The sequence below is a fragment of the Henriciella pelagia genome (genome assembly GCF_002088945.1).
GTDB classification, from domain to species: Bacteria; Pseudomonadota; Alphaproteobacteria; order Caulobacterales; family Hyphomonadaceae; genus Henriciella; species Henriciella pelagia.
Genome location: NZ_NCSU01000016.1, coordinates 33,483 through 53,139 on the forward strand (window position 1 = coordinate 33,483; position 19,657 = coordinate 53,139).

The 19,657-nt window shown below is 58.0% G+C and carries 13 protein-coding genes; 4 read left to right on the plus strand and 9 right to left on the minus strand.

Features of this window, described 5'->3' with window-relative positions:
- Window positions 1–86: 86 nt before the first annotated feature.
- The gene (locus B8746_RS16350; protein WP_084394785.1) at window positions 87–2,357 is read left to right on the plus strand and encodes a PAS domain-containing hybrid sensor histidine kinase/response regulator; all 2,271 of its coding nucleotides are present in this window, start codon (window positions 87–89) and stop codon (window positions 2,355–2,357) included.
- Between the two features lie 23 nt (window positions 2,358–2,380).
- Here the strand turns inward: B8746_RS16350 and B8746_RS16355 are convergent, their stop codons facing one another.
- From B8746_RS16355 to B8746_RS16365, 3 genes are read right to left on the minus strand one after another with little or no spacing between them, the layout of a single operon-like run.
- Window positions 2,381–3,070, minus strand: coding sequence for a response regulator transcription factor (locus B8746_RS16355; RefSeq protein WP_084394786.1), 690 nt, complete (start codon window positions 3,068–3,070; stop codon window positions 2,381–2,383).
- 22 nt (window positions 3,071–3,092) lie between these two features.
- Complete coding sequence (locus B8746_RS16360) at window positions 3,093–4,904, minus strand: putative bifunctional diguanylate cyclase/phosphodiesterase (RefSeq protein WP_084394787.1); 1,812 nt, start codon at window positions 4,902–4,904, stop codon at window positions 3,093–3,095.
- A gap of 1 nt (window position 4,905) precedes the next feature.
- On the minus strand, window positions 4,906–5,481 hold the full coding sequence (locus tag B8746_RS16365) for a GAF domain-containing protein (RefSeq protein WP_084394788.1): 576 nt from the start codon (window positions 5,479–5,481) through the stop codon (window positions 4,906–4,908).
- Between the two features lie 1,756 nt (window positions 5,482–7,237).
- Here B8746_RS16365 and B8746_RS16370 point away from each other — a divergent pair.
- Window positions 7,238–9,370, plus strand: a complete 2,133-nt coding sequence (locus B8746_RS16370) for an ATP-binding response regulator (RefSeq protein ID WP_332882119.1) — start codon at window positions 7,238–7,240, stop codon at window positions 9,368–9,370.
- 287 nt (window positions 9,371–9,657) lie between these two features.
- Here the strand turns inward: B8746_RS16370 and B8746_RS16375 are convergent, their stop codons facing one another.
- The gene (locus B8746_RS16375; RefSeq protein ID WP_158084677.1) at window positions 9,658–10,461 is read right to left on the minus strand and encodes an alpha/beta fold hydrolase; all 804 of its coding nucleotides are present in this window, start codon (window positions 10,459–10,461) and stop codon (window positions 9,658–9,660) included.
- Window positions 10,462–10,515: 54 nt separating this feature from the next.
- Complete coding sequence (locus B8746_RS16380; RefSeq protein WP_084394791.1) at window positions 10,516–12,669, minus strand: TonB-dependent receptor; 2,154 nt, start codon at window positions 12,667–12,669, stop codon at window positions 10,516–10,518.
- Between the two features lie 178 nt (window positions 12,670–12,847).
- Between B8746_RS16380 and B8746_RS16385 the strand changes: the two genes are divergently transcribed.
- Window positions 12,848–13,924, plus strand: coding sequence for a helix-turn-helix domain-containing protein (locus tag B8746_RS16385; protein ID WP_158084678.1), 1,077 nt, complete (start codon window positions 12,848–12,850; stop codon window positions 13,922–13,924).
- A gap of 237 nt (window positions 13,925–14,161) precedes the next feature.
- Entirely contained in the window at window positions 14,162–15,310 is a 1,149-nt protein-coding gene (locus B8746_RS16390; RefSeq protein WP_233124436.1) for an acyl-CoA dehydrogenase family protein, read from the plus strand.
- An 11-nt stretch (window positions 15,311–15,321) separates the two neighbouring features.
- Here B8746_RS16390 and ccoS read toward each other — a convergent pair whose 3' ends face one another.
- The 4 genes from ccoS to ccoG are packed head-to-tail and all read right to left on the minus strand — an operon-like array spanning window position 15,322 to window position 19,657.
- Window positions 15,322–15,486 (minus strand): cbb3-type cytochrome oxidase assembly protein CcoS, encoded by a 165-nt coding sequence (gene ccoS / locus B8746_RS16395; RefSeq protein WP_084394794.1) that lies wholly within the window; start codon window positions 15,484–15,486, stop codon window positions 15,322–15,324.
- 9 nt (window positions 15,487–15,495) lie between these two features.
- Window positions 15,496–17,700, minus strand: a complete 2,205-nt coding sequence (locus B8746_RS16400; protein ID WP_084394795.1) for a heavy metal translocating P-type ATPase — start codon at window positions 17,698–17,700, stop codon at window positions 15,496–15,498.
- On the minus strand, window positions 17,697–18,197 hold the full coding sequence (locus B8746_RS16405) for a FixH family protein (RefSeq protein WP_084394796.1): 501 nt from the start codon (window positions 18,195–18,197) through the stop codon (window positions 17,697–17,699). The genes B8746_RS16400 and B8746_RS16405 overlap by 4 nt, the downstream gene beginning before the upstream one ends.
- A gap of 2 nt (window positions 18,198–18,199) precedes the next feature.
- On the minus strand, window positions 18,200–19,657 hold the full coding sequence (gene ccoG / locus B8746_RS16410; RefSeq protein ID WP_084394797.1) for a cytochrome c oxidase accessory protein CcoG: 1,458 nt from the start codon (window positions 19,655–19,657) through the stop codon (window positions 18,200–18,202).

The following is a 19,657-nucleotide window of genomic DNA, read 5'->3' on the forward strand; positions in this document are numbered from 1 at the left end:
TTGTGAGTCAGGCATGTGGGTGGGGACCGCGCGCTTGCGGCACAAACAACGAAAACGACAAGCGTCGAGCGGTTTTAGAGACACAAATGCCAGTCCTTGATGCGTTCTTCCGGAATCATCCGGAGCCAATGTGGGTGTATGACCTCGAAAGCCTGAGCTTCCTGGCGGTCAATCACGCTGCGATCACACATTACGGATACTCTGAAGCAGAGTTTCTTCGAATGACGATTGCCGATATCCGTCCAAAGGAAGATGTCCGCAATCTCATGGAGAATATCGCAAAAGTCGCAGGCGGACGCGATGAGGCCGGCATCTGGCGTCATGTCAAGAAATCCGGCGAGCTGATTCATGTCCGGATCACATCATACGAGACGATTTATGAGGGCCGCAGGGCAGAGATTGTTTCCGCCACCGACGTGAGCGACCTCGTCCGGGCGAAGATGCGACTCCAGGATCAGGACGCAGCCCTTCGCACAGCTCAAAGCCTGCTTAAAGTGGGGCCCTGGAAAATTGACTGCGAAACCAGACGTATCAGCTGGCCAGACGATATAGAAAGCATAACCGGCATGCGGGCTGAAGACATCCCGCAGGATTTTGACGCGTTCATCCCCCTCCTGCATCCGGACGACAGAAGTCGGGAAGTTACCGCATTTGAGAATTTTCTAAACAGCGACAACGATCAATACGAATTCCAGTATCGCATCATCGGTCCGGACGGTGAGATTATCCATCTGCGGGGCAAGGGTCAGGTGGTGGAGACTGCGAATGGCCGTGCATTGACCGGTATCATCCAGAACGTCACTGAAATGGTTGAGCAATCATCGCAGATGTGGCTGCTCAGCGAATGCATGTCTCGTGTGAACGACATCATCCTGATCACGGAGGCCGGCCCCATAGACGATCCGGACGGCCCTCGCATCGTTTTTGTGAACGAGGCCTTCGAGCGCAAGACCGGCTACTCAATCGAGGAAGCGATCGGCAAGACGCCCCGTTTTCTGCAAGGTGCTGAAACCCAGCGCACAGAGCTGGACAGGATTCGGAATGCCATTGCCGCGCGGCAGCCGGTCCAGGCGCAATTGATCAATTATACAAAGCAGGGAACGCCTCTCTGGCTCGAAGTTGACATTGTTCCGGTTGCGATCGGAGGGGGCGAGTTCACCCATTTTATCGCGATCGAGCGCGACATTACCGAGCGCAAGGGACTTGAAAACAGGCTTCGCGAATCCGAGCGCCTGGAATCTCTTGGCCAGCTAACCGGCGGGATCGCACACGATTTCAACAATCTGCTCACAGTCGTCCTTGGCAACAGTGAGTCGCTCTACAATCGCTTGCCTGACGGCCCGCTGCGGGAAATGGCATCCCTTTCTCTTGCCGCGTCCCGGAGAGGTTCAGACCTGGTCATGAGACTTCTCGCATTTGCGCGTCGGCAGGCGCTGGCACCTGCCCCCGCTAACCTTAATGAGTGGCTGGAGGATAACCTGCCCCTCTTGCGGCATTCGCTTCCGGAGTCGATTTCGATCGATCTTGATCTGCACCCTGACATCGGCATCGCTGCGGTTGACCGCTCCCAGTTCGACACGGCGCTGTTGAACCTGTGCCTGAACGCAAAGGATGCGATGGCCAATGGTGGGCAGCTTCACATACAGACGAAGAATGTCGATGTTGACGACAGCTTCGCGGAAACCATGCCCGAGATCGAACCGGGCGCATATGTCATGGTCGCGGTCAGGGATAATGGCTCCGGAATGGCTCCCGAGGTAAGGGACAGGGCATTCGAGCCCTTTTTCACCACAAAGAATGCCGGCGTTGGCTCTGGCCTCGGCCTGAGCATGGTCTACGGTTTCGTCAGGCAGTCAGGCGGCGATGTCGCCATTCACTCAGATCCCGGACAAGGAACAACGGTAAGGCTCTTCTTTCCGCAAAGTGCAGACAGGACAGCCAAGGTCGTCAAGCCTGCCCGCCGTGAGCGTGCGGCTCTGCCTGAATTGAAGGTGCTGGTTGTCGAAGACAATGAATTCGTGATGGCTCATGTCAAACGTCTCATGAACGATCTGGGCATGAAGGTTGTCGCCGCGGCGAATGGACCGGAAGCTCTCGAGCAGCTGAGCAGACATCCGGACATTTCACTGCTTTTCACCGATGTTGTCCTGCCGGGGGGCATGGATGGCGTCCAGATATCCGAAGCTGTGCGTGCCGTGCGTCCTGAAGTCAGGACCATCTACACGACCGGCTATACTGAGAATGCCACCATACTCAGTGAGAAGGTCGACGACAAAATTCTCTTGCTTGGCAAACCATATCGCAAACAGGATCTGGTGGAGAAGATCTGGGCCGCGCTGGAACGTCGTCCCGCATGATGACCAAGCCCAGGACAAAGCCCCTAGGCGACCAATCTGTATCCTACACCACGAATGGTCCGAATTGCAGCCGCTCCGTCTTCGGTGTGCTCATTCAGCAAGCGTCTCAAGCGGCTCACATAGGTTTCCAGTGACTTGTCGCCGAATTGGGCCTCTCGTTGAAACACTTTCAGATACAAGTCTGTGCGAAGGACGGGTTCGCCATTCGCCAGAGCCAGTTCCTCCAGAAGGCTTGCTTCTGCGCCCGTCAGCTTGGTTGTATGGGTTTCCCCTTTGAGCAACTGGGCCTGCACGTGGAATTCGCAATTTCCGATCGCAATGACAGAAGGCTTTGGTGATGATCGCTTGCGATGCAGCAAGGCGGCCTTCAGCGTCCGCGCATGAAGTTCGCGAATGCCAACAGGCTTCATGATATAATCATCCGCACCGCTCATCAGCGTATCGGCCCTGAACTGGGTATCTCCCCAGGCGGACAGCATGATGACAGGCGTGTCGGTCCTTTTGCGCACCTCTGAAAGGATCGTCGTTCCGCTTGCATCGGGCAATTGCAGGTCGAGAATTATGCAATCGAAATCACCGGCGCGACCGGGCAACAGGGAACGTTTTGCCTCTTCGAACGATCTGGCCGTCACGATCTCATCGTCTGGCTCAGGCCAACCAAGCTGAACGGTCCGCAGCAGGCTCTCCTCATCATCAACTAATAAAATCTTCATTGCTCAGAACTGTTAGGGGATACTAGCCAACCAGCTTCAATTGGCTTCCCGCAATTGATTGGAGTGGCAGATTTGTTGCCAAAGAGCCGCTGCGAATATTGCACGCCAACCAGTTATCAAGATTCTCCAGGGCGAGCGGAGCACTAATCGCATAACCCTGAAAGTAGTGACTGCCGAGCGCCTTGCATATCGCTGCCTGTTCTGCGTTTTCTATGCCTTCGACAACAATATCTGCCGCGAACACGCGCCCCAGGTGCACAATGGACAGGGCCGCCTGCATCGCGCGCTCATTGTTGGCGATGTCTGAGATGAGGGATCGATCGATCTTGATAACGTCCACTGGCAGATCGAGCAGTGCGCGCAAGTTTGAATATCCGGTCCCATAGTCATCAATTGCAACAATGACACCAAACTCCTTGAGTTTCAGGATCGCGTTCTGGGCCAGGTCGAAATTGTCGACCATGCTCTCTTCGGTAATTTCAACGCAAATTCTCGACGGAGAAATTCCTGATCTCTCGATGATATCGACAAAGCGACGGATGTACTCGTCCGCTTGCAACTCACCAGGCGACACGTTGAAGGACACGAATTTGATCTCGTCTCGCTCGACCAGATATCTTAATTCTGCGCACGCCTGCTCAACGATCATCAGATCGAGCTGTGGAAGCACACCAATCTCGTCAGCGATTGCAATAAATTCCACCGGCGAAATATTGCCGTAGACCTCATGACGCCACCGCGCCAACACCTCGACCCCAATGAAGTCCGGGGCACGTCCAGAAATCACGGGCTGGTAGCAAGTGGTCAGAAGCTTGCCTCTTATAGCCTTGCGCAAATCCCGTTCGAGCGAGTGGCGGCGCTCAATTTTGGTGGCGAGTGCCAAATCAAAAAACTGCACTCTGTTCTTTCCGTTCCTCTTCGCGGCAAGCAATGCCAAGTCCGCCTCTCTGAGATGCTCGTCGAGCGCGAACGGACCATTGGTAATGCGGGACACGCCGATTGAACCAGAAACCTTGATCTCCACGTCCCCAATGCGCACGGGCGACCATAACCCATCCACGATACGCCCAATAGTGTCCCACAAGTGTTGGGGGTCATGGCTTTCAGCGTCGACAAGAATCGCAAACTCGTCACCACCAATTCGTGCGGCGCTGAAGACATGATCCGATGAAGAGAGGCGTTTTCCCACGACGCGTAGAAGTTCGTCGCCCATCTCGTGCCCGAAATGATCATTCACAGCTTTAAAATCATCCAGATCAATCGCAGCCAGATAAATGAACGCGCTTTCTGCGCGCTGAATCTGAAGCTTCTTCTGAAGCGCCCCCTTCAGGCCGGCCCTGTTGTTAAGGCCGGTTGTCGGGTCAGTCTCGGCGTGCTTTTGTGCAATTCGCAACTTCTGCTCCAGGCGCTCAATCGTCGCCTGCATGCGCAAATGTTTGCTAGAAATCCCATGTAGCAGCACCCGGCCATCATGGACGTCCGGAAAAAGCCCCGCCTCTCGCACCGGATCTTCGATCCTGTTCGAGATCAGGACAAATCCCATGGCATGCGAGCGTCCATCACTGGCGGTATGTTTGACGAATTTTATGACGGAGGCGATTACACCCAGGAGCACATGATCCTCGATGCTGTCTTCACCTTGCAGTATCTGGGGCAGAAGCTGGGTCCAGCGCGACTTCTCGTTGCATTTCAGCAGATCTGCATATTTCCGTCCGGTGACGCGGTGCAGCCCAAGTAAATCCAGAAATTGCTGGTTTGCCGTTGCGATCCGGCCATCTTCGCCAATGGTCACGCAAGGTATTGTGACTTCCGTCAGAAATTTGTTCAGCGACATGTCAATCCACCTTCCCCCGCACGTGTCTCATGCCATCCAGCAAGCGATTGGGGAGCTGAAACTCGTGCTCCAGGATGACGGACAGGATCGACGCAAAGTGGCCGAGCATCCTGACATTGTTTGGCGTTAAAGAGCGTGGCTTGGTGTCGACGATGCAGAGGCTTCCAATCGCAAACCAGTTGTCGATGATGACAGGGGCACCTGCGTAAAAGCGGATAGACGGCGCCTGCGTGACCAGTGGATTATGCCGGAAGCGCTCATCCTCCGCAGCATTATCAATAATCATTGGCGTTCTGGCTTTTATCGTATGGTCGCAGAATGCGATATCCCGCGGCGTTTGCTTAAGGGAAACCCCAAACCTCGAATAGAGATGCTGGGTGTCCTCATCGAGGACGGAAAAGAAGCCCACCGGTGTACGAAAAAAACGAGCCGTACATTCGACAAGGTCGCTCACCTGGGGGCTCGCCTGCCGCCCCAGTATGTTGAGACCATGCAGTTTCTGCATCCGCTCTGCTTCGCTCGAAAGAGGAAGCTCAAATAGCTCTTCTGCCGTCTTGTTTATTTTCCAGTTCGGCATGAGGCCGCGGCTCCGTTGTCGTTGGACGTGTTGCGCAAAGCTACATTCCCATTCGGCGTTGAATTTGGGCAGCCTCGGTCGGGGCAGACGTCTCGCGCTCCGCACGAGCCACCAAATTTGATGTCACAAGAAGACCTCGCTCAATGTCCCGAGAATAGTTTTGGCATTGATCGAACTGGTTCAGCGCCAAGGCCAAAGAGGCGCGAAGGGCTGAGATGCGAACCTGCTCTCGTTGCGATATTTCGGCTCCGCAAACGCGATGAAACGATTGCATCCGGCCACCTCCCCTGCCCTCTATTTATTGGGCATGCTTAAAGACTGGACGGCTTTATGGGAGCTCAGAAGCATACATTCTGTTAGAACTAGGTCTAAAAAGGTAAATGCGCGTTTTCAGATGCGAACCGAGTTCCAGTCTTCGACACGTTGAGACCGACTACACAATCAAGTGGCCATTCTTCTGACCGAATTCTTCGAACCCGGTTCAGCGTCACATCAACACGACTCTACAAGATCGGCCCGGTCGGTTGTCCGAGCCCGCGAGCCTGTTCAAACTCCAGTCCATTGTATTCCGCACGAAACTGAACAGCGACCCGTTTGTGCCTCACTTCTTCAATCGTCAGGAGCTTCTATGAATTTGAATGCAAGGTCCGACCCGGTTTGCCGCACGCGCTGCGCCCATGTGTCGAGCCCCAATCCCGGGCAAACAAACCTGAACACTTCATTGGAGGGAAGCCGGGAAAAGCTTCGAACCCGCGCGCCAGACTGAGAAACTTCCAGGCACATGGCTGAAGTACGATCAGACTTATTCCAGATCAGTTGGCAGGGCTGCCACACACGCTTGCGCTCCGCACGGGAAAAGTATCGTTTTGGGCCGTGCCGGTTTGCGGTGCTCCTATTGAGGATGCCATCAGCCAGCCGTGTTTTTGTTTTTCTCCGCCAAAGCATGCTTTCAATCCATCAAGGTTTGAATAACTCAGGAATGCGCTCTGGCTCCGAATGCTTGCCAAAATCATAAGCACAGGTCGATTTTGTCAAAGTTCGCCTATGACGTTGGCGGGCGACGGCTTGCCCCCCACTCCTTCCCATTCTGAATGAGCCGTAGCGGCAGGGGCCCGCCCGCGAGAATATTCGGCCTCGTCGATGACTGAGCAACCTAGGTTTCGTACACCGCCAACCTGGATTACGATCACCTTCATGATTCGCCATGCAGTTTTACACGAAGCGATTTTAAGGACATGGCTTTGAGTGCGGCGCAACGTATCGCACTTTGCGAATCACGCCAAATACTAGCGCGTTATCAATAGTATAGCACGAAATATCGCGCCATACTGATTGTGTCGCGCTCCTTATATGAACGTACCTGGCAACGCATGGGCTGGCCGGTTCGCATCCATGAGCGTCTTCGCCCACCCATGGCGGACCAATCCGAACGAGACATATGACCCTTTCGAATACTGACCGACTTTACCAAATGGATTGGGGCCAGACTGTGCTGGGGCCGATTGACAACTGGCCGCCGGAAATGCGGACGGTACTCGACACCATCATGGCGTCGGACTTCCCAATCTGCACGGCTTGGGGAGAAAGCAACATTCAGATTTATAATGATGCCTACAATCCAATTTTTGGTGACAAGCACCCTCAATCCTTCGGCGCTCCGGTCTTTGACAGCTGGCCAGAAATATCTGAATTCCTGAGCGAATCCCTGGGGCAAATCTGGTCTTCAGGGCAGCCCGTCGCTTTCAGGGATATGCTGTTGCCCCTGAATAAAGCCGGGGCTCCCGAAGAATGCTATTTCGACTTCTCCTATAGCGCGATCAAAGGCCGCGACGGTCAGATTCTGGGATTGATGTCGATTGCTCATGAGACAACGCCACACGCCGTCCAACAGCGCCGCAATGCCATTCTTGCGCTCAGACAGGCCAACCCTCCGGAAAGCGGGGTATTGGCTTTTTCTCAACAGCTCCATGACATTCTTGAACAGAATGAGATGGACTGCCGAGCCGGAGCGTTCTTTGAGCTTTCTGCGGAAAATGGTGTGCCGGCCAAATGTCTCTGGTCAATCAGAGCCGAGGATGGCCTGGTTGCACGGCTTCGGTCCAAAGCGGTTGAATACCTGAACGCCGGCTCAGGAAACATTTTCGATCTGTCGATTGATGCCGATTGCCCTCAAGGCCTGGAAGGTGGGCTTTGCGTCCCTTTTGCAAACGGGAAAGGGCATTTGATCGCAATCCTCACTCTGGTTCCGGACCCTCTGGTCCCGGTTGAGCGCAGCCTGAGCCAATTCGCGAGGCAAATCTCCCAGCATGTGCACGACGTCATTCAGGCGTCAGAATTGCTCTCCGAAAACGTGCGGGAGGCGAAGCTCAGAATGGCTGAGCAGTCCGCAATGTACAAGTTCCTGTTTGACAACATTCAGGACGGGGTCATTTATTCAGCGGCGACGGGCGGGGCGGATGATGAAGCGTTCATTCTGGCGATTAACAAGCAAGCCTGCCGCATGCTGGGATACACGCCGGAAGAGGCGATTGGCCTTGAAAGGTCTCAGCTCTTTTTCTCGCAGGACAGAAAACTGGCGGATGCCTTGCGAGAACGAAGCACGGACGGCTATTTCTGGGGAAGTCTGGTTTTTCGAAGAAAGGACGGGTCTCCGGTTCCTGTAGAGCTGACATCGAACCTGTTTGAAGATCCGTCGAAAGGGCGGCGCGCGGTCACGATTTTCCGTGACCTCGGAGAGCTGAAGATCAAACAGGATGAGGGAGCCCAGATGCTGCGTTCTGAAGCAATAGCAAGCCTGGCTCAATCCGTCGCTCATGACTTCAACAATATGCTCACCGTCATCCTGGGCAGTCTCGACGAACTGTCTGACCCTCGCACTGGCGGGTCGTTGCAACAGGAAACGTTGCAAAGCGCGAAGCGCGCAGCCGACCATGCCGCAAAACTGACCAACCAGCTTCTTAGCTATTCACGCCGAGAAAAAATAAAACCAGTCCCCGTTGAAATCTGGGCGTTTCTGGAAGAAATTCGTCCTCTGCTTATTTCGGCCCTGTCTGATTCAGCTTCCCTTCGCATTGATGCAGGCGAGGACAGGCTGGTCTGCCTGACGGATACCTCCGTCCTGACATCGGCGATCATAAACCTGCTGAGAAACGCTCGTCATGCAATAACAGGCTCCGGACTGGTTACAATCCGGGCAGAGGTCGTCAGCCCTGGCGATCTTTCTCCATCACATGACGGTTACGAGTTGGAGGACGAGCGATATCTGGCGCTATATGTCCGCGACAATGGACCCGGCGTGCCTGAAAACCTTCGCGAAACAATATTCAATCCCGCATTCACGACGAAAGGCGTCGGCGATGGAACGGGGCTTGGACTGACAATCGCATTGAGCACGCTGAGGCAGATTGGTGGAGACTTGAGGCTTGCACGGGAAACGGAAGGAGGGGCCGAATTCCAGATCCTGCTGCGTCTGTCCGACACCGACATCGACCAATCGGCAACCCCGGACCTTCAAGGTCACGACTATTGTGTCCTGTATGTCGAAGACAATGATCTGGTGCGAGAAAACACCGTGTCGATGCTGAAACAGATTGGCACACGACCTCTCGTCGCTCGCAATAGCCGGGAGGCTTTGGAGATCGCAAAGGAAAACTCGGCAATCGATATCGTTCTGACAGATCTTGTCTTGCCCGGCGGAATGTCAGGCAGAGCACTATCGAAACAGGTCAAACACATCCTGCCTGAAGTGCCCGTCATAATCACGACTGGATACTATCCTGAAGAACCGACGGGCGAGCCGCCCGAGACAGCATACTTGCGCAAGCCATACACACAGGACCAGCTCGTTGAGATACTTGCTGGAGCACTACAGCGCACCAGGCCTTCGTGATTTCCTTGAGATCAGGATTGGCAGTCATGCCGACGCATGATGAGGCGGCGTAATCACGAAGGTTGCAGTCTACACAGACGTCGAAATACTCGATGCTCCAATGGCTCTGGCGAGCCGGGCTCTCAACGTTGGAGCTGGGCTCGAAGACAAGCTCGCAGGCGACGATGACCATCAGGCTATCGAAGCCCCCCTGTGCATCTCCACGACAGAGAGCCAGACCTGATTTCGCGATCCGCGCGATCCTCAATGACAAGACATGAACTGGCAGATGCCTGGCTGTCCAGATTTCAGACGTGTTCGGATGGCTGCAAACCCAGATCCACGGAAAAGCGCATGATTTCCCGACAGCACTGAACCGGCTTCTCCAATGGCAGCATGTGTCCTTCGCGGGAAAAGGTTACGATCTTCGCGTCCTTCATCAGCAATGCGTCTTCATACTGGCGCGCTGGTGGCACGACGACGTCCAAGGCTCCAATCAGGGAAAGGACGGGCAGGCTGATTTCCGGAAGCTGCCCGGTCTGATTGCTGTTCGGCCACTCCTCTCGTATCCAGCGTTCGGCAACTTCGTCAGGAAGCCGAAGCGCCGCCTGCCGGAGAATGTCCAGTTCAGCGCTGTCCGGAGGCGACGTGAACATGGCACCAAATCGCTGATGCATCAGGGCAGCGTCCCTGCGAGCTGCCATAAAATCCGCCACGACTTCCTCCGGATTTGGCTGCCCCTGGCTGCCGGCGGGGGTGAGCAGAGCCAGTGCCGAGAAGCGATCAGGCGCAAGTCGGGCAGCGGCCATGCTCAGATAACCGCCCATGGAATGGCCGATGAGCGGCAACCTCTGCAAGTTGAGAGCTTCAGCGAAAGCGACAATGTCCCGGGCGCACGCGCCAAGCGTGATGGAGCGGCTATCCGCGACAGTCTCGCCATGGCCGCGCATGTCGACCGCATAGACCGTGCAGGACTTCGCAAGCTCCTGCTTGAATGCGGCGTAGTAAGGGCCGGTCGAATTGGCGAGAAAACCATGAACAAAGATAACCGGTGGGCCTTCACCAGAGACTTCATAGGCGAGGCGCGCATCATTCAGGTCGACAAATTTCATGTGTGTATTCCATTGATCAAGCATGGGAGGAAACAGGTTGAGTCCGGTGCAGGTTTAGTGACGAAAGCTCAGGCGGATGCCGACTTCGCGCCCTGGATTGGCCGTGGCCATGGCAATCGAGTTGAGGACAGCCGACGCGACGACCATGCTGGAATAAGTTCGCTCATCGGTGAGGTTTCGGCCGTACAATCCAATCTGCCACTTGCCGTCCGGAAATTCGTAATTTGCAAAGGCATTGAGACGCCCACTCGAGTCTTCTGAAACAAGCGGGAGATTGAACTCGGAGAAGTAAACCTCCGACCGCCAATCGTACCGCGCTGAAAGTGAGAGCCGCCCGCCGCCCGACAGGTCGCGTTCATAAGCCGGACCGAAGCTCAGCGTGTATGCGGGCGCATTCGGCAGATCATTACCGGCAAGGCTCAAAGGTCCAAGTTGCGGTCTCGCGCTGTCTTCGGTGAGAAATTCATCGAATGTGGCGTCGAGCCATCCTCCGTTGAAAATGAAGCTGAATTCGGGGGTGACCTGCTGGACGAGTTCCAGTTCCACGCCATTAATCGTGGCTTCGGCGGCATTGGTTACCACTGAAGACACCCCAACCACCTGGTTCACCTGCAGATCTTCATAGGCCATGTGAAACAGGGCGAGGTTCGCGTTTAGCGTCCCGTCCAGATAGGTGCCCTTGAGGCCCAGCTCCCACATGGAATTGGTTTCCGGGTCAAAAGCCGACTGCAGCGAACCTGAAGCATATCCACCGCTTTTGTAGCCGGTTGCGTATTTCAGATAGGCCGTACTGTTTTGTCCGACGTCGAGGCTGGTGCCGATCTCGTAAGTCGGTTTCGACCACTCATCGCGCTTTGAATCGGTGCCGATGAAGTTGTTGGATTCGTCCATGGATTTGCGGTCGCTGGAGTAGCGGGCCCCGCCGAAGACGCTCCAGTAGTCTGTCACTTCATAAGTTGCGCGTCCGAACACCGCATAGGCTTCGGTGTCGACGTCTCCTGTCAGAATGACCGGCGCTGGAAAGAAGAGCACAGGCACTTCAACAATCTGGACCTGCTGGTCGTTTATATAGTTTGCGCCGAGAATATAGGAGAACGGACCGTCCCCATCCGAACTGTAGAGGAGCTCGAAAAAGTCGGTATCGCGGGACTGATCGACCCGCGTCGAGGTATACTCGACTTCGGTGCCATCGCCGTCATAGAACCGATCATTCTCTGAATGCCGCGTTGAAAGCGTTGCGCGGAGCGAGCCGGGGCCAAGATCCCAATCGACGAACAAGGCCAGATTTCGCTGCATCAGTTTCGAACTGCCGGCGGTTACCGCTATTTCATCATCGTCCAGTCCACCAATAAAGGTGGATGCCAGCTGTGCAGGCAGGCCCAGCCCCGTATTTGGAGTTCCTGCGAGATAATAGGCAGGACCTGCTGTATCGGCGTCCTGGTAATCGGCTTGCAGGCGCGCGCTCAGCGTCGAGGTTGGCCGCCATTCCAGCTGGGCGCGGGCCGAGAGGCTGTCCTGATCGTTGAGGTGGTCCGGGCCGGTGAAGGCGGTGTTCTCGACATCGCCTTCGCGGTAGATTTTCTGCACGGCGATCCGGCCAAGGAGTTTTCCACTGTCGACCAGAGGCCCGCTCGCAAATGCATCAGCCTGCACCCCCAGCGGCGCGCTGACAGATGTGTTGAACCCGTAAGATGCAGTTGTGGTCGGCGTGTTGGAGATGACGTTGACGGCACCGCCCGTGGCGTTTCGGCCAAAGAGGGTCCCTTGCGGCCCCCGCAGGACTTCCACGCGTTTGACATCGAGGAGTGTCGAGAGCGCCAGCGCCGGATCTGCGACGTAGATGCCATCGAGGTTGAAAGCCACGCCGGGATCATTGCCGGCAGTCTGGAGATTGGTGCCGATACCACGGATCGCGATATTGGTGTTCCCGCCATTCGCCCCGAACTGCACGTTCGGGCTTTGCAGGGCAATATCTGCAAAGTCCTCGACCCGCTCCCTGCCAAGCTGTTCGCCGTCATAGGCCGATACGGCGATCGGCGTATCCTTCAGGGTCTCCTCACGGCGCAGTGCCGTCACGACAACCTGGTTGAGCCGTCGGGTTTCAGCCTCCGGAGCATCTTCTCCTGTCTGGGCGTGAGCGGCGCTCCAGACCGTCATGAGTGTCGCTGCCGTTCCTGCCAGCAGGCAGGCTCTCTTGTACTTTTTCACTGTTTCTCTCCCTCATTTATTTATGTGATTGGCGCGAGTGATAGTCGGAAGGCCTGTCTCGACGAAGGACCGAAGGCCCGCCTGAGGCGCGCAAATGGGGGACAGATTCGCTCGCTCAGGCTTTTTTGCCGGCAGTCCAAGCGCCCAGCGCTTGCGGCAAACCGGATTGCAGCCAACAATGGCGCGAAAAGAAGAGACCAAGAAGAGAGGAACAAGCCAGATGCTGGGGCAACAGATTCCCCTGTCCTGGGCCTGCCGTCAGGCCGCGCGTGCCGTTTCCAATGGCGTCTGCCTTGATGAGGTGTTTGACCGTTCGCTGATCTCGCCCAAATTCGGCGATGATCGCGACCGCATATCCAGTTTGCAGATGACGCTTTTTCAAGCCGTGCTGGTTCAACAGACCAACGACTCCACCCACATGATGCTCCGTCACCGACTGGAGCCGGACACCGGTCCTCTTGCCTTCCGCATATTGTTCGGTAGCACGAACCTCGAAGACGGATTGAACGCCGTCTCCCGCTTTTACCAGATGGCTTCGCGCTGCCTGCAGATTAAGCTTGCGACCGACGGACCGTACGCCTTTCTCGCTATTTGCGCAGATGAGAACAGCGATGCTGGTTGCCTGCAGGAAGACATACAGCTGATCTATTTCTTCCTTGGCCTCAGTTCGTACCTGCAGCAGCCTCTTCCGGTGAGCTGGCTCGTCACACGTGATGCACAGCATATAAATCTCGGTGCGCGTCACTACGCCATCGGCTGCCCCGTTCGCCTGGGCGGCACCGCAGGTTTTGCCTTTCCACGCGAGCTCCTGTCCTGTCGCCCACCGCGCTCCAATGTGAACGAGTTCTTCTGGCATCCTCTGCACACTGCGCTTCGTCTGACCGAACTCGAAGACCCTGCGACGTTGAGCGACGGCGCTTCGAATCTCGACTTGCGGGTCCAGAAACTCGCAGCGGAGGAAGACATTGCGCCATCGACCTACCGGCGCCGTATGGCACAGACTGGTCAGAACTTCCGGGCGTATCGCGAGCGCATGCTCCTGCAGGCCGCAATGGCGCTCCTGCGCAACCAGCATTGGTGCATTGAAGCCGTCGCCGCAGAGCTTGGCTATGCTGATGCCCGGAGTTTTCGCAGGTTCATCAAGCGAGCGACAGGCAGGACGCCGAGTGACATCCGAAATGAAGCGGCTGCGGAAGTATCGCCGACTCTTGTATTCAAGCGCCTGGGTGAAACGCTTGAGGCAATGAGGGTGTAGCCAGTCCGGGCAGCGCCGCATTTGCACGGACGCTCCTGCGTGAAGCAAATTGCCCCATCAGCGCCTGAGCAGACTTCCTCTCCGCCAGACAGTCGCCCGGTTTTTCGACAATGTTCGCGCTCCCTACGCTCGCCAACATCGTCAGCGCAACAGCCTGGTCACTAGGTAATTGTCCCGATTGGCTGCCCTGACCCGCAATTGCACCCTGCCCGAAAGCGAGAGGGAAAGAGACGTACAATGCAGGGCGCAACCAGATTTGCTCTTGAGCGTGAGCCGGCTAACGAGGCCCCGGTACCAATGCGCGACTTTGCGTTCGAGGTAGATGATTTTCTGGCGCGTGACCTCACCGAAGACCTTCGAGATGCCGGGCGTCGGACCACCGGCCTGAAATCAGACCCCGCCGCCTGCAAGGTCTGGCGCGAGCGGCTGCGTCGCAAGGGCTGGCTTGCTCCCTCCTGGCCGGTCGAGCATGGCGGCCCCGGCTGGACGGTCGAACAGCGCCTCTACTTCGAACGCGCCTGCGCCGACAATGACGCGCCCGTCCTGATGTCGTCCGGCATCCGCACGATCGGCCCGCTGATCATGTCCATGGGAACGCCGGAACAGAAGCATCGCTACCTGCCCGCAATCCTGTCTGGTCGCCATGAGTGGTGCCAGGGATTTTCCGAACCACAGGCCGGTTCCGACCTCACAGCGCTCGCCCTCAAAGCGGAGCTGGATGCAGACGATTTCATACTCAACGGCACGAAGCTCTGGACCAGCTTTGCGCAGACAGCCACGCACATGTTTCTCCTGGCCCGCAGCGACCGCAATTCCTCCGGCCGCGATGGCATCGTCTTCCTTCTCGTGGATCTCTCCTTGCCCGGTATCAAGGTACAGCCGATCAGGTGTATCGACGGATCTGCCGAAGTGAGCGAAGTCTTCTTCGACAATGTCCGCACGCCCGCTCGCGACAGGATTGCCGCTATCGGCGAGGGCTGGAAAGCCGCCCGCAAGCTAATGGAAATAGCCCGCTCCAACAACACCACGACCGGTGTCCTGCGCGCCGCCTGGCGCTCGGCAAAACGGCACGTTCTTGCGCTCGATATTCCGGACGAGGCGCTCCTGTCCCGGCTCGCCAGGCTCGACGCCGACATTCAGGCATTCGAGGCGCTGGAAGGCCGGCTGGCATCTGGCCATCCATTCCTGAAACCAGCGTCGCGCGCCTCCCTCATCAAGCTGCGGGCGACCGAACTGCGTCAGCAGATCTCCGAAATCGGCCTTGCGGCCCAACCAAACCACCCCCTCGCCCAGACGCAATATCTCTCGACACGAGCGGCAACCATCTATTCCGGCACCAGCGAAATCCACCGCAATGGCCTTGCCCACGCCATCGGATGCCCCTGACACGAGACCGTCTAATGCCGGTCAGGCAGGGGCCGGTCTTCGTTATCGGTTAGAATGCGCGCCGCATCGCCCTGCGGATCGTCGAACTGACCGGTCCTCACCGCCCAGATGAAAGCGCCGAGCCCCGTCAGGCCGAGCAGGATTGCAACCGGGATCAGGAAGGTGAGCATCTCCATGTCTGCCTCCTATCGACCTGGCCGGAGCGCGTTCAGCGTCACAATCAGCGACGAGGCTGACATGGCAATCGCCGCGACCAGCGGTGTTGCGAAGCCTGCCACCGCAATCGGGACTGCGATCACATTATAGCCTGCTGCCAGCGCAAAATTCTGCAGCATACGGATTTTTGCGCCGCGCGCCGCGTCGATGACCCCCTCGATCGCGTCAAGGCCCGCACCGGTATAGACCGCATCGCTTGCCGACTGGCTGACATCCATCGCACCACCCGGCGCGAGCGATGCGTGGGCAAGGGAGAGGGAGGCCGCATCATTCAGGCCATCCCCGATCATCAGAACCTTGCAGCCTTCCTCGCGCAGCTCTTCCAGACGGGCAACCTTGCTGGCCGGGCTCGCGCCGGCGCGCCAGTCACTGATGCCGAGCTGCCAGGCGATATCCGCAACGGCGCCCTCACTGTCGCCGGACAGGATTTCGAGGCCGGCCCCGCGTTTCTTCAGCGCTTCGGCGAGCTTGCCGGCTCCCGGCCGCAGCGCGTCTTCGAAGGCAAATCTGCGGGGCTCGGAATCGCCTTCGACATACCAGAGGCGCAACCGGCTCTCGCCCCGGACCTCTTCCGCGCCGACCCACTCAGCCGAGCCAAGTCTACAGACGACACCATCAATGTCCGCCTCAAGGCCAAGCCCTGGATGTTCCCTTACACCGGCCGCCACCTGCCCCGCCCCTGCTGCCGCCACAACCGCACGGGAGAGTGGATGGCGAGAGGCCCTGGCCAGCCGCGCGGCTCGGGCAATGGCGTCGTCATCGTCATCAGTACGCACGAGCTGCGGTTCTCCAAGTGTCAAGGTGCCGGTCTTGTCGAAGACGACATGATCACATTCTGCGAGCCGCTCCAGCGCGTCGCCGGACTTCAGGAACACGCCTCTCCTGAACAGCCGCTCGGATGTGACGACCTGAACCACGGGCGCGGCAAGGGCCAGCGCGCACGGGCAGGTGATGATCAGTGTCGAGACGGCAATCATCAGCGCCTCGCGCACGCCCGCCCCGGCAAGCACCCAGCCGATGAAAGTCAGCGCCGCCGTCGTATGGACGAGCGGGACGTAAAGCGAGACAGCCTTGTCCGCGATCCGTCGATAGGCCGAGCGGCGCTGTTCGCCCGCTTCCAGCATGCGGGCGATGTCGGACAGGAGAGAGTTTTCAGCGCTGCCAAGCGCGCGCCCCCTGAGCGGCTGCGAAAGGTTTACCGCGCCTGCATAGAGGCGCACGCCTGGCGCCACGGCCTGCGGCAGGCTTTCGCCGCTCACCATGCTCTCATCAGCCTCGCTGACACCTTCGATGACCTCAAGATCGACCAGCACGCGCTCGCCCGGTGCAACCAGGATCGTGTCGCCGGGTGCGATGTCGCTTGCGCGGACGGACTGCGTCGTCCCATCCACGCCAATCCGTGTCGCGGAGCGAGCCTGCAGGGCTGCCAGTTCATGTGCAGCAGCGTGCGTCCGCCGACGTAATCTCGCATCGAGGAAACGGCCGATCAACAAGAAGAAGAGCAGCATGACCGTGGCGTCGAAATAGGCATGCTCCCCGCCGCGGATCGTCTCATGCACGCTGACGCTGAGGGCGAGGATCACGGCCAGCGATATTGGCACGTCCATGTTGGCATGGCCCTTTTTCAGCACGCTCCAGGCCGAGCGGAAGAAGACACGGCCTGAAAACAGCGCTGCCGGCAGGGCAATCGCGCCGGAGATCGCATGCATGATGCGGCGCGTCGTCTCGCCCATCTCCCCATGGCCTGACCAGACAGAGACGGACAGCAGCATGACGTTCGCCGCCGCGAATGCGGCAACAGCCATGGCGATCAGCAAGCTGCGCTCTTCCGCCTTCGCGGCCGCATCGCCCGTATCCGGATCGAACGGCGCGGCACCATAGCCAAGATCCGTGACGGTCCGGGCAATCCGGTTGGCGTCAAGATCGCCCGTCCATTTCACTTCCATTCGGCCATTCGAGAGGTTTAGCCGGGCCTGCCGCACGCCCGGCAGTGCGTTCACCGCGCCTTCGATCTTCGACAGGCAACCGGCACATTTTGCCCCGCGCACAGAAAGGGAGAGAGACTTCTCGCCGCCCTTCTGCACAACGAAAGCGCCGACATCCCCGCTCGCCCCTTGGCCAACTGGCGCGAGCCCACTCGGGCAGCCTTGCTCTATCGGCCCCGCCAGTGTCATCTCAGCACGATCTCCTTGCGCGCCGTCGCCGCCGGTGTGCCATCGGCCCTGCGCGCATCGATCAGTATCTCCCAGCGGCCGCTGTCCAGCGCAGGCAGTTCGGCCTCATACCGTCCTGTGCTGCCCGCCCGCTGTAGCGTGAGCACGACATCATCCGTATCCGTCACAGCCCGGCGCAGCGTCGCCTCGACGTCCAGCGTCGACACGTTCGGGGCGGCTTCGGATGCCAGTTCAACGACCAGCCTGCCACCTTCGACACCGGCCCGCACCGTCCAGCCGGCTTCGGCCTGCGCACGGCGCGCTTCCAGCGTCGCATTGTAATCGAGCCCCTGGACATAGCTCTTTTTGACGTCCTCGCCGGGAAAGCTTGTAATCGCGGAATAGAGAAACACGCCATTCACCGCGAACATCACACCGAAGAAGCCAAGCATGATGAGGAGGACGTGCCAGCCTTTCAGCTTGGCGTCCGGCCCTTGCCTGTATTGCGCTGCGGCCATGATCAGTCTCCCGGTGCCATGAAGCTGGTGCGATTTGTGTGGACCTCGCCGGAAGCGACATCCGTCAGGACGAGCGTAAAATACCGGCGGCCATTTGCGCTGGCACTAGGTACTGTTACGAGGAGCCGGTAGCGATCCACACCATTCGCTGCGACCGGCAGGACAAGCTCGCCATCAGCGCCGCGCTCAAGGCCGACAACTTCCAGCTCCAGCCCGTCTATCCCAAGCGTTTCGACAGCGAGGTCACGTGTCTCGCCAGACTTGTTGACGAGCTTCAGGGCATAGCCATTGCGGATGTCACCATTCGACAGCTCAATGTAAGGCGGCGAGCGGTCCTTGAGCACATTGATTTCGAATGTCCCGCGATTGAAGAGGCCGAACGCCATCAGACCGGCAATGCCGACCATCAGCACGGTATAGAGTATAGTCCGTGGGCGGATGAGCCGATACCTGGCCTTCTGCCCGCTTGCACGGCAGGCGACCGCCGTATCGGTATCATAGGCGATCAGGCCCGTCGGCCGCCCGATCTTTTTCATCATGTCATCGCACGCATCGATACAGAGCGCGCAATGGATGCATTCAAGCTGCGGCCCGTCGCGGATATCGATACCGACAGGACAAACCTGAACACACTGCTTGCAGTCGATACAGTCGCCCCGCCCATCCCAGCTCTCACCCTTGCGGTGCGGCCCGCGCGGCTCGCCGCGGTCATAGCGATAGGTGACGTTGAGCGCGTCCTCATCGGTCAGCGCGGCCTGAATACGTGGCCACGGGCAGAGATAGGTGCAGACCTGCTCGCGCATCGTCCCGGCAAGCGCATAGGTCGTGAAGGTCAGCACGCCAGCAAACCAGTAGGCCGAGAGCGGCGCTTCGCCAATGAAGAAGGTCTGCGCGATCATCTGCGCGTCATGGAAGTAGAGGATGAACGCCCCGCCCGTCAGGAAAGCGATGATCAGCCACACACTATGCTTGCCGATCTTGCGCGCAGCCTTTCCGACACTCCAGGGTGCCCTGTCGAGCCGCATCCGCTTGGCGCGGTCGCCTTCGAACGCCCGCTCCACCCAGATGTAGAGATCCGTCCACACAGTCTGCGGACAGGCATAGCCGCACCAGACCCGCCCGAACAGCGACGTCACGAGGAACAGGCCAACCGCCGCCAGGATCATCAGGCCGGCAAGGTAGTACGCCTCCTGCGGCCAGATCTCGATGCCGAAGAAGAAGAACCGCTCCCCTGCAAAATCCGCTAGCACAGCCTGGTTCGGCGCGCCCTCTCCTCTCTCCCAGCGCAGCCAGGGGATCAGGTAGTAGATGCAGAGCGCCACCGCCATCGCCGCCCACTTTACCGTCCGGAACTTGCCATGAGCGAGCTTCGGGTAGACCTGCTTGCGCCTGGAATAGAGATCCTGCGCCGGAGGGGGCGGCGGCGGCGACTTTGAAGAGATGAGGGTAATGCGGCTCAT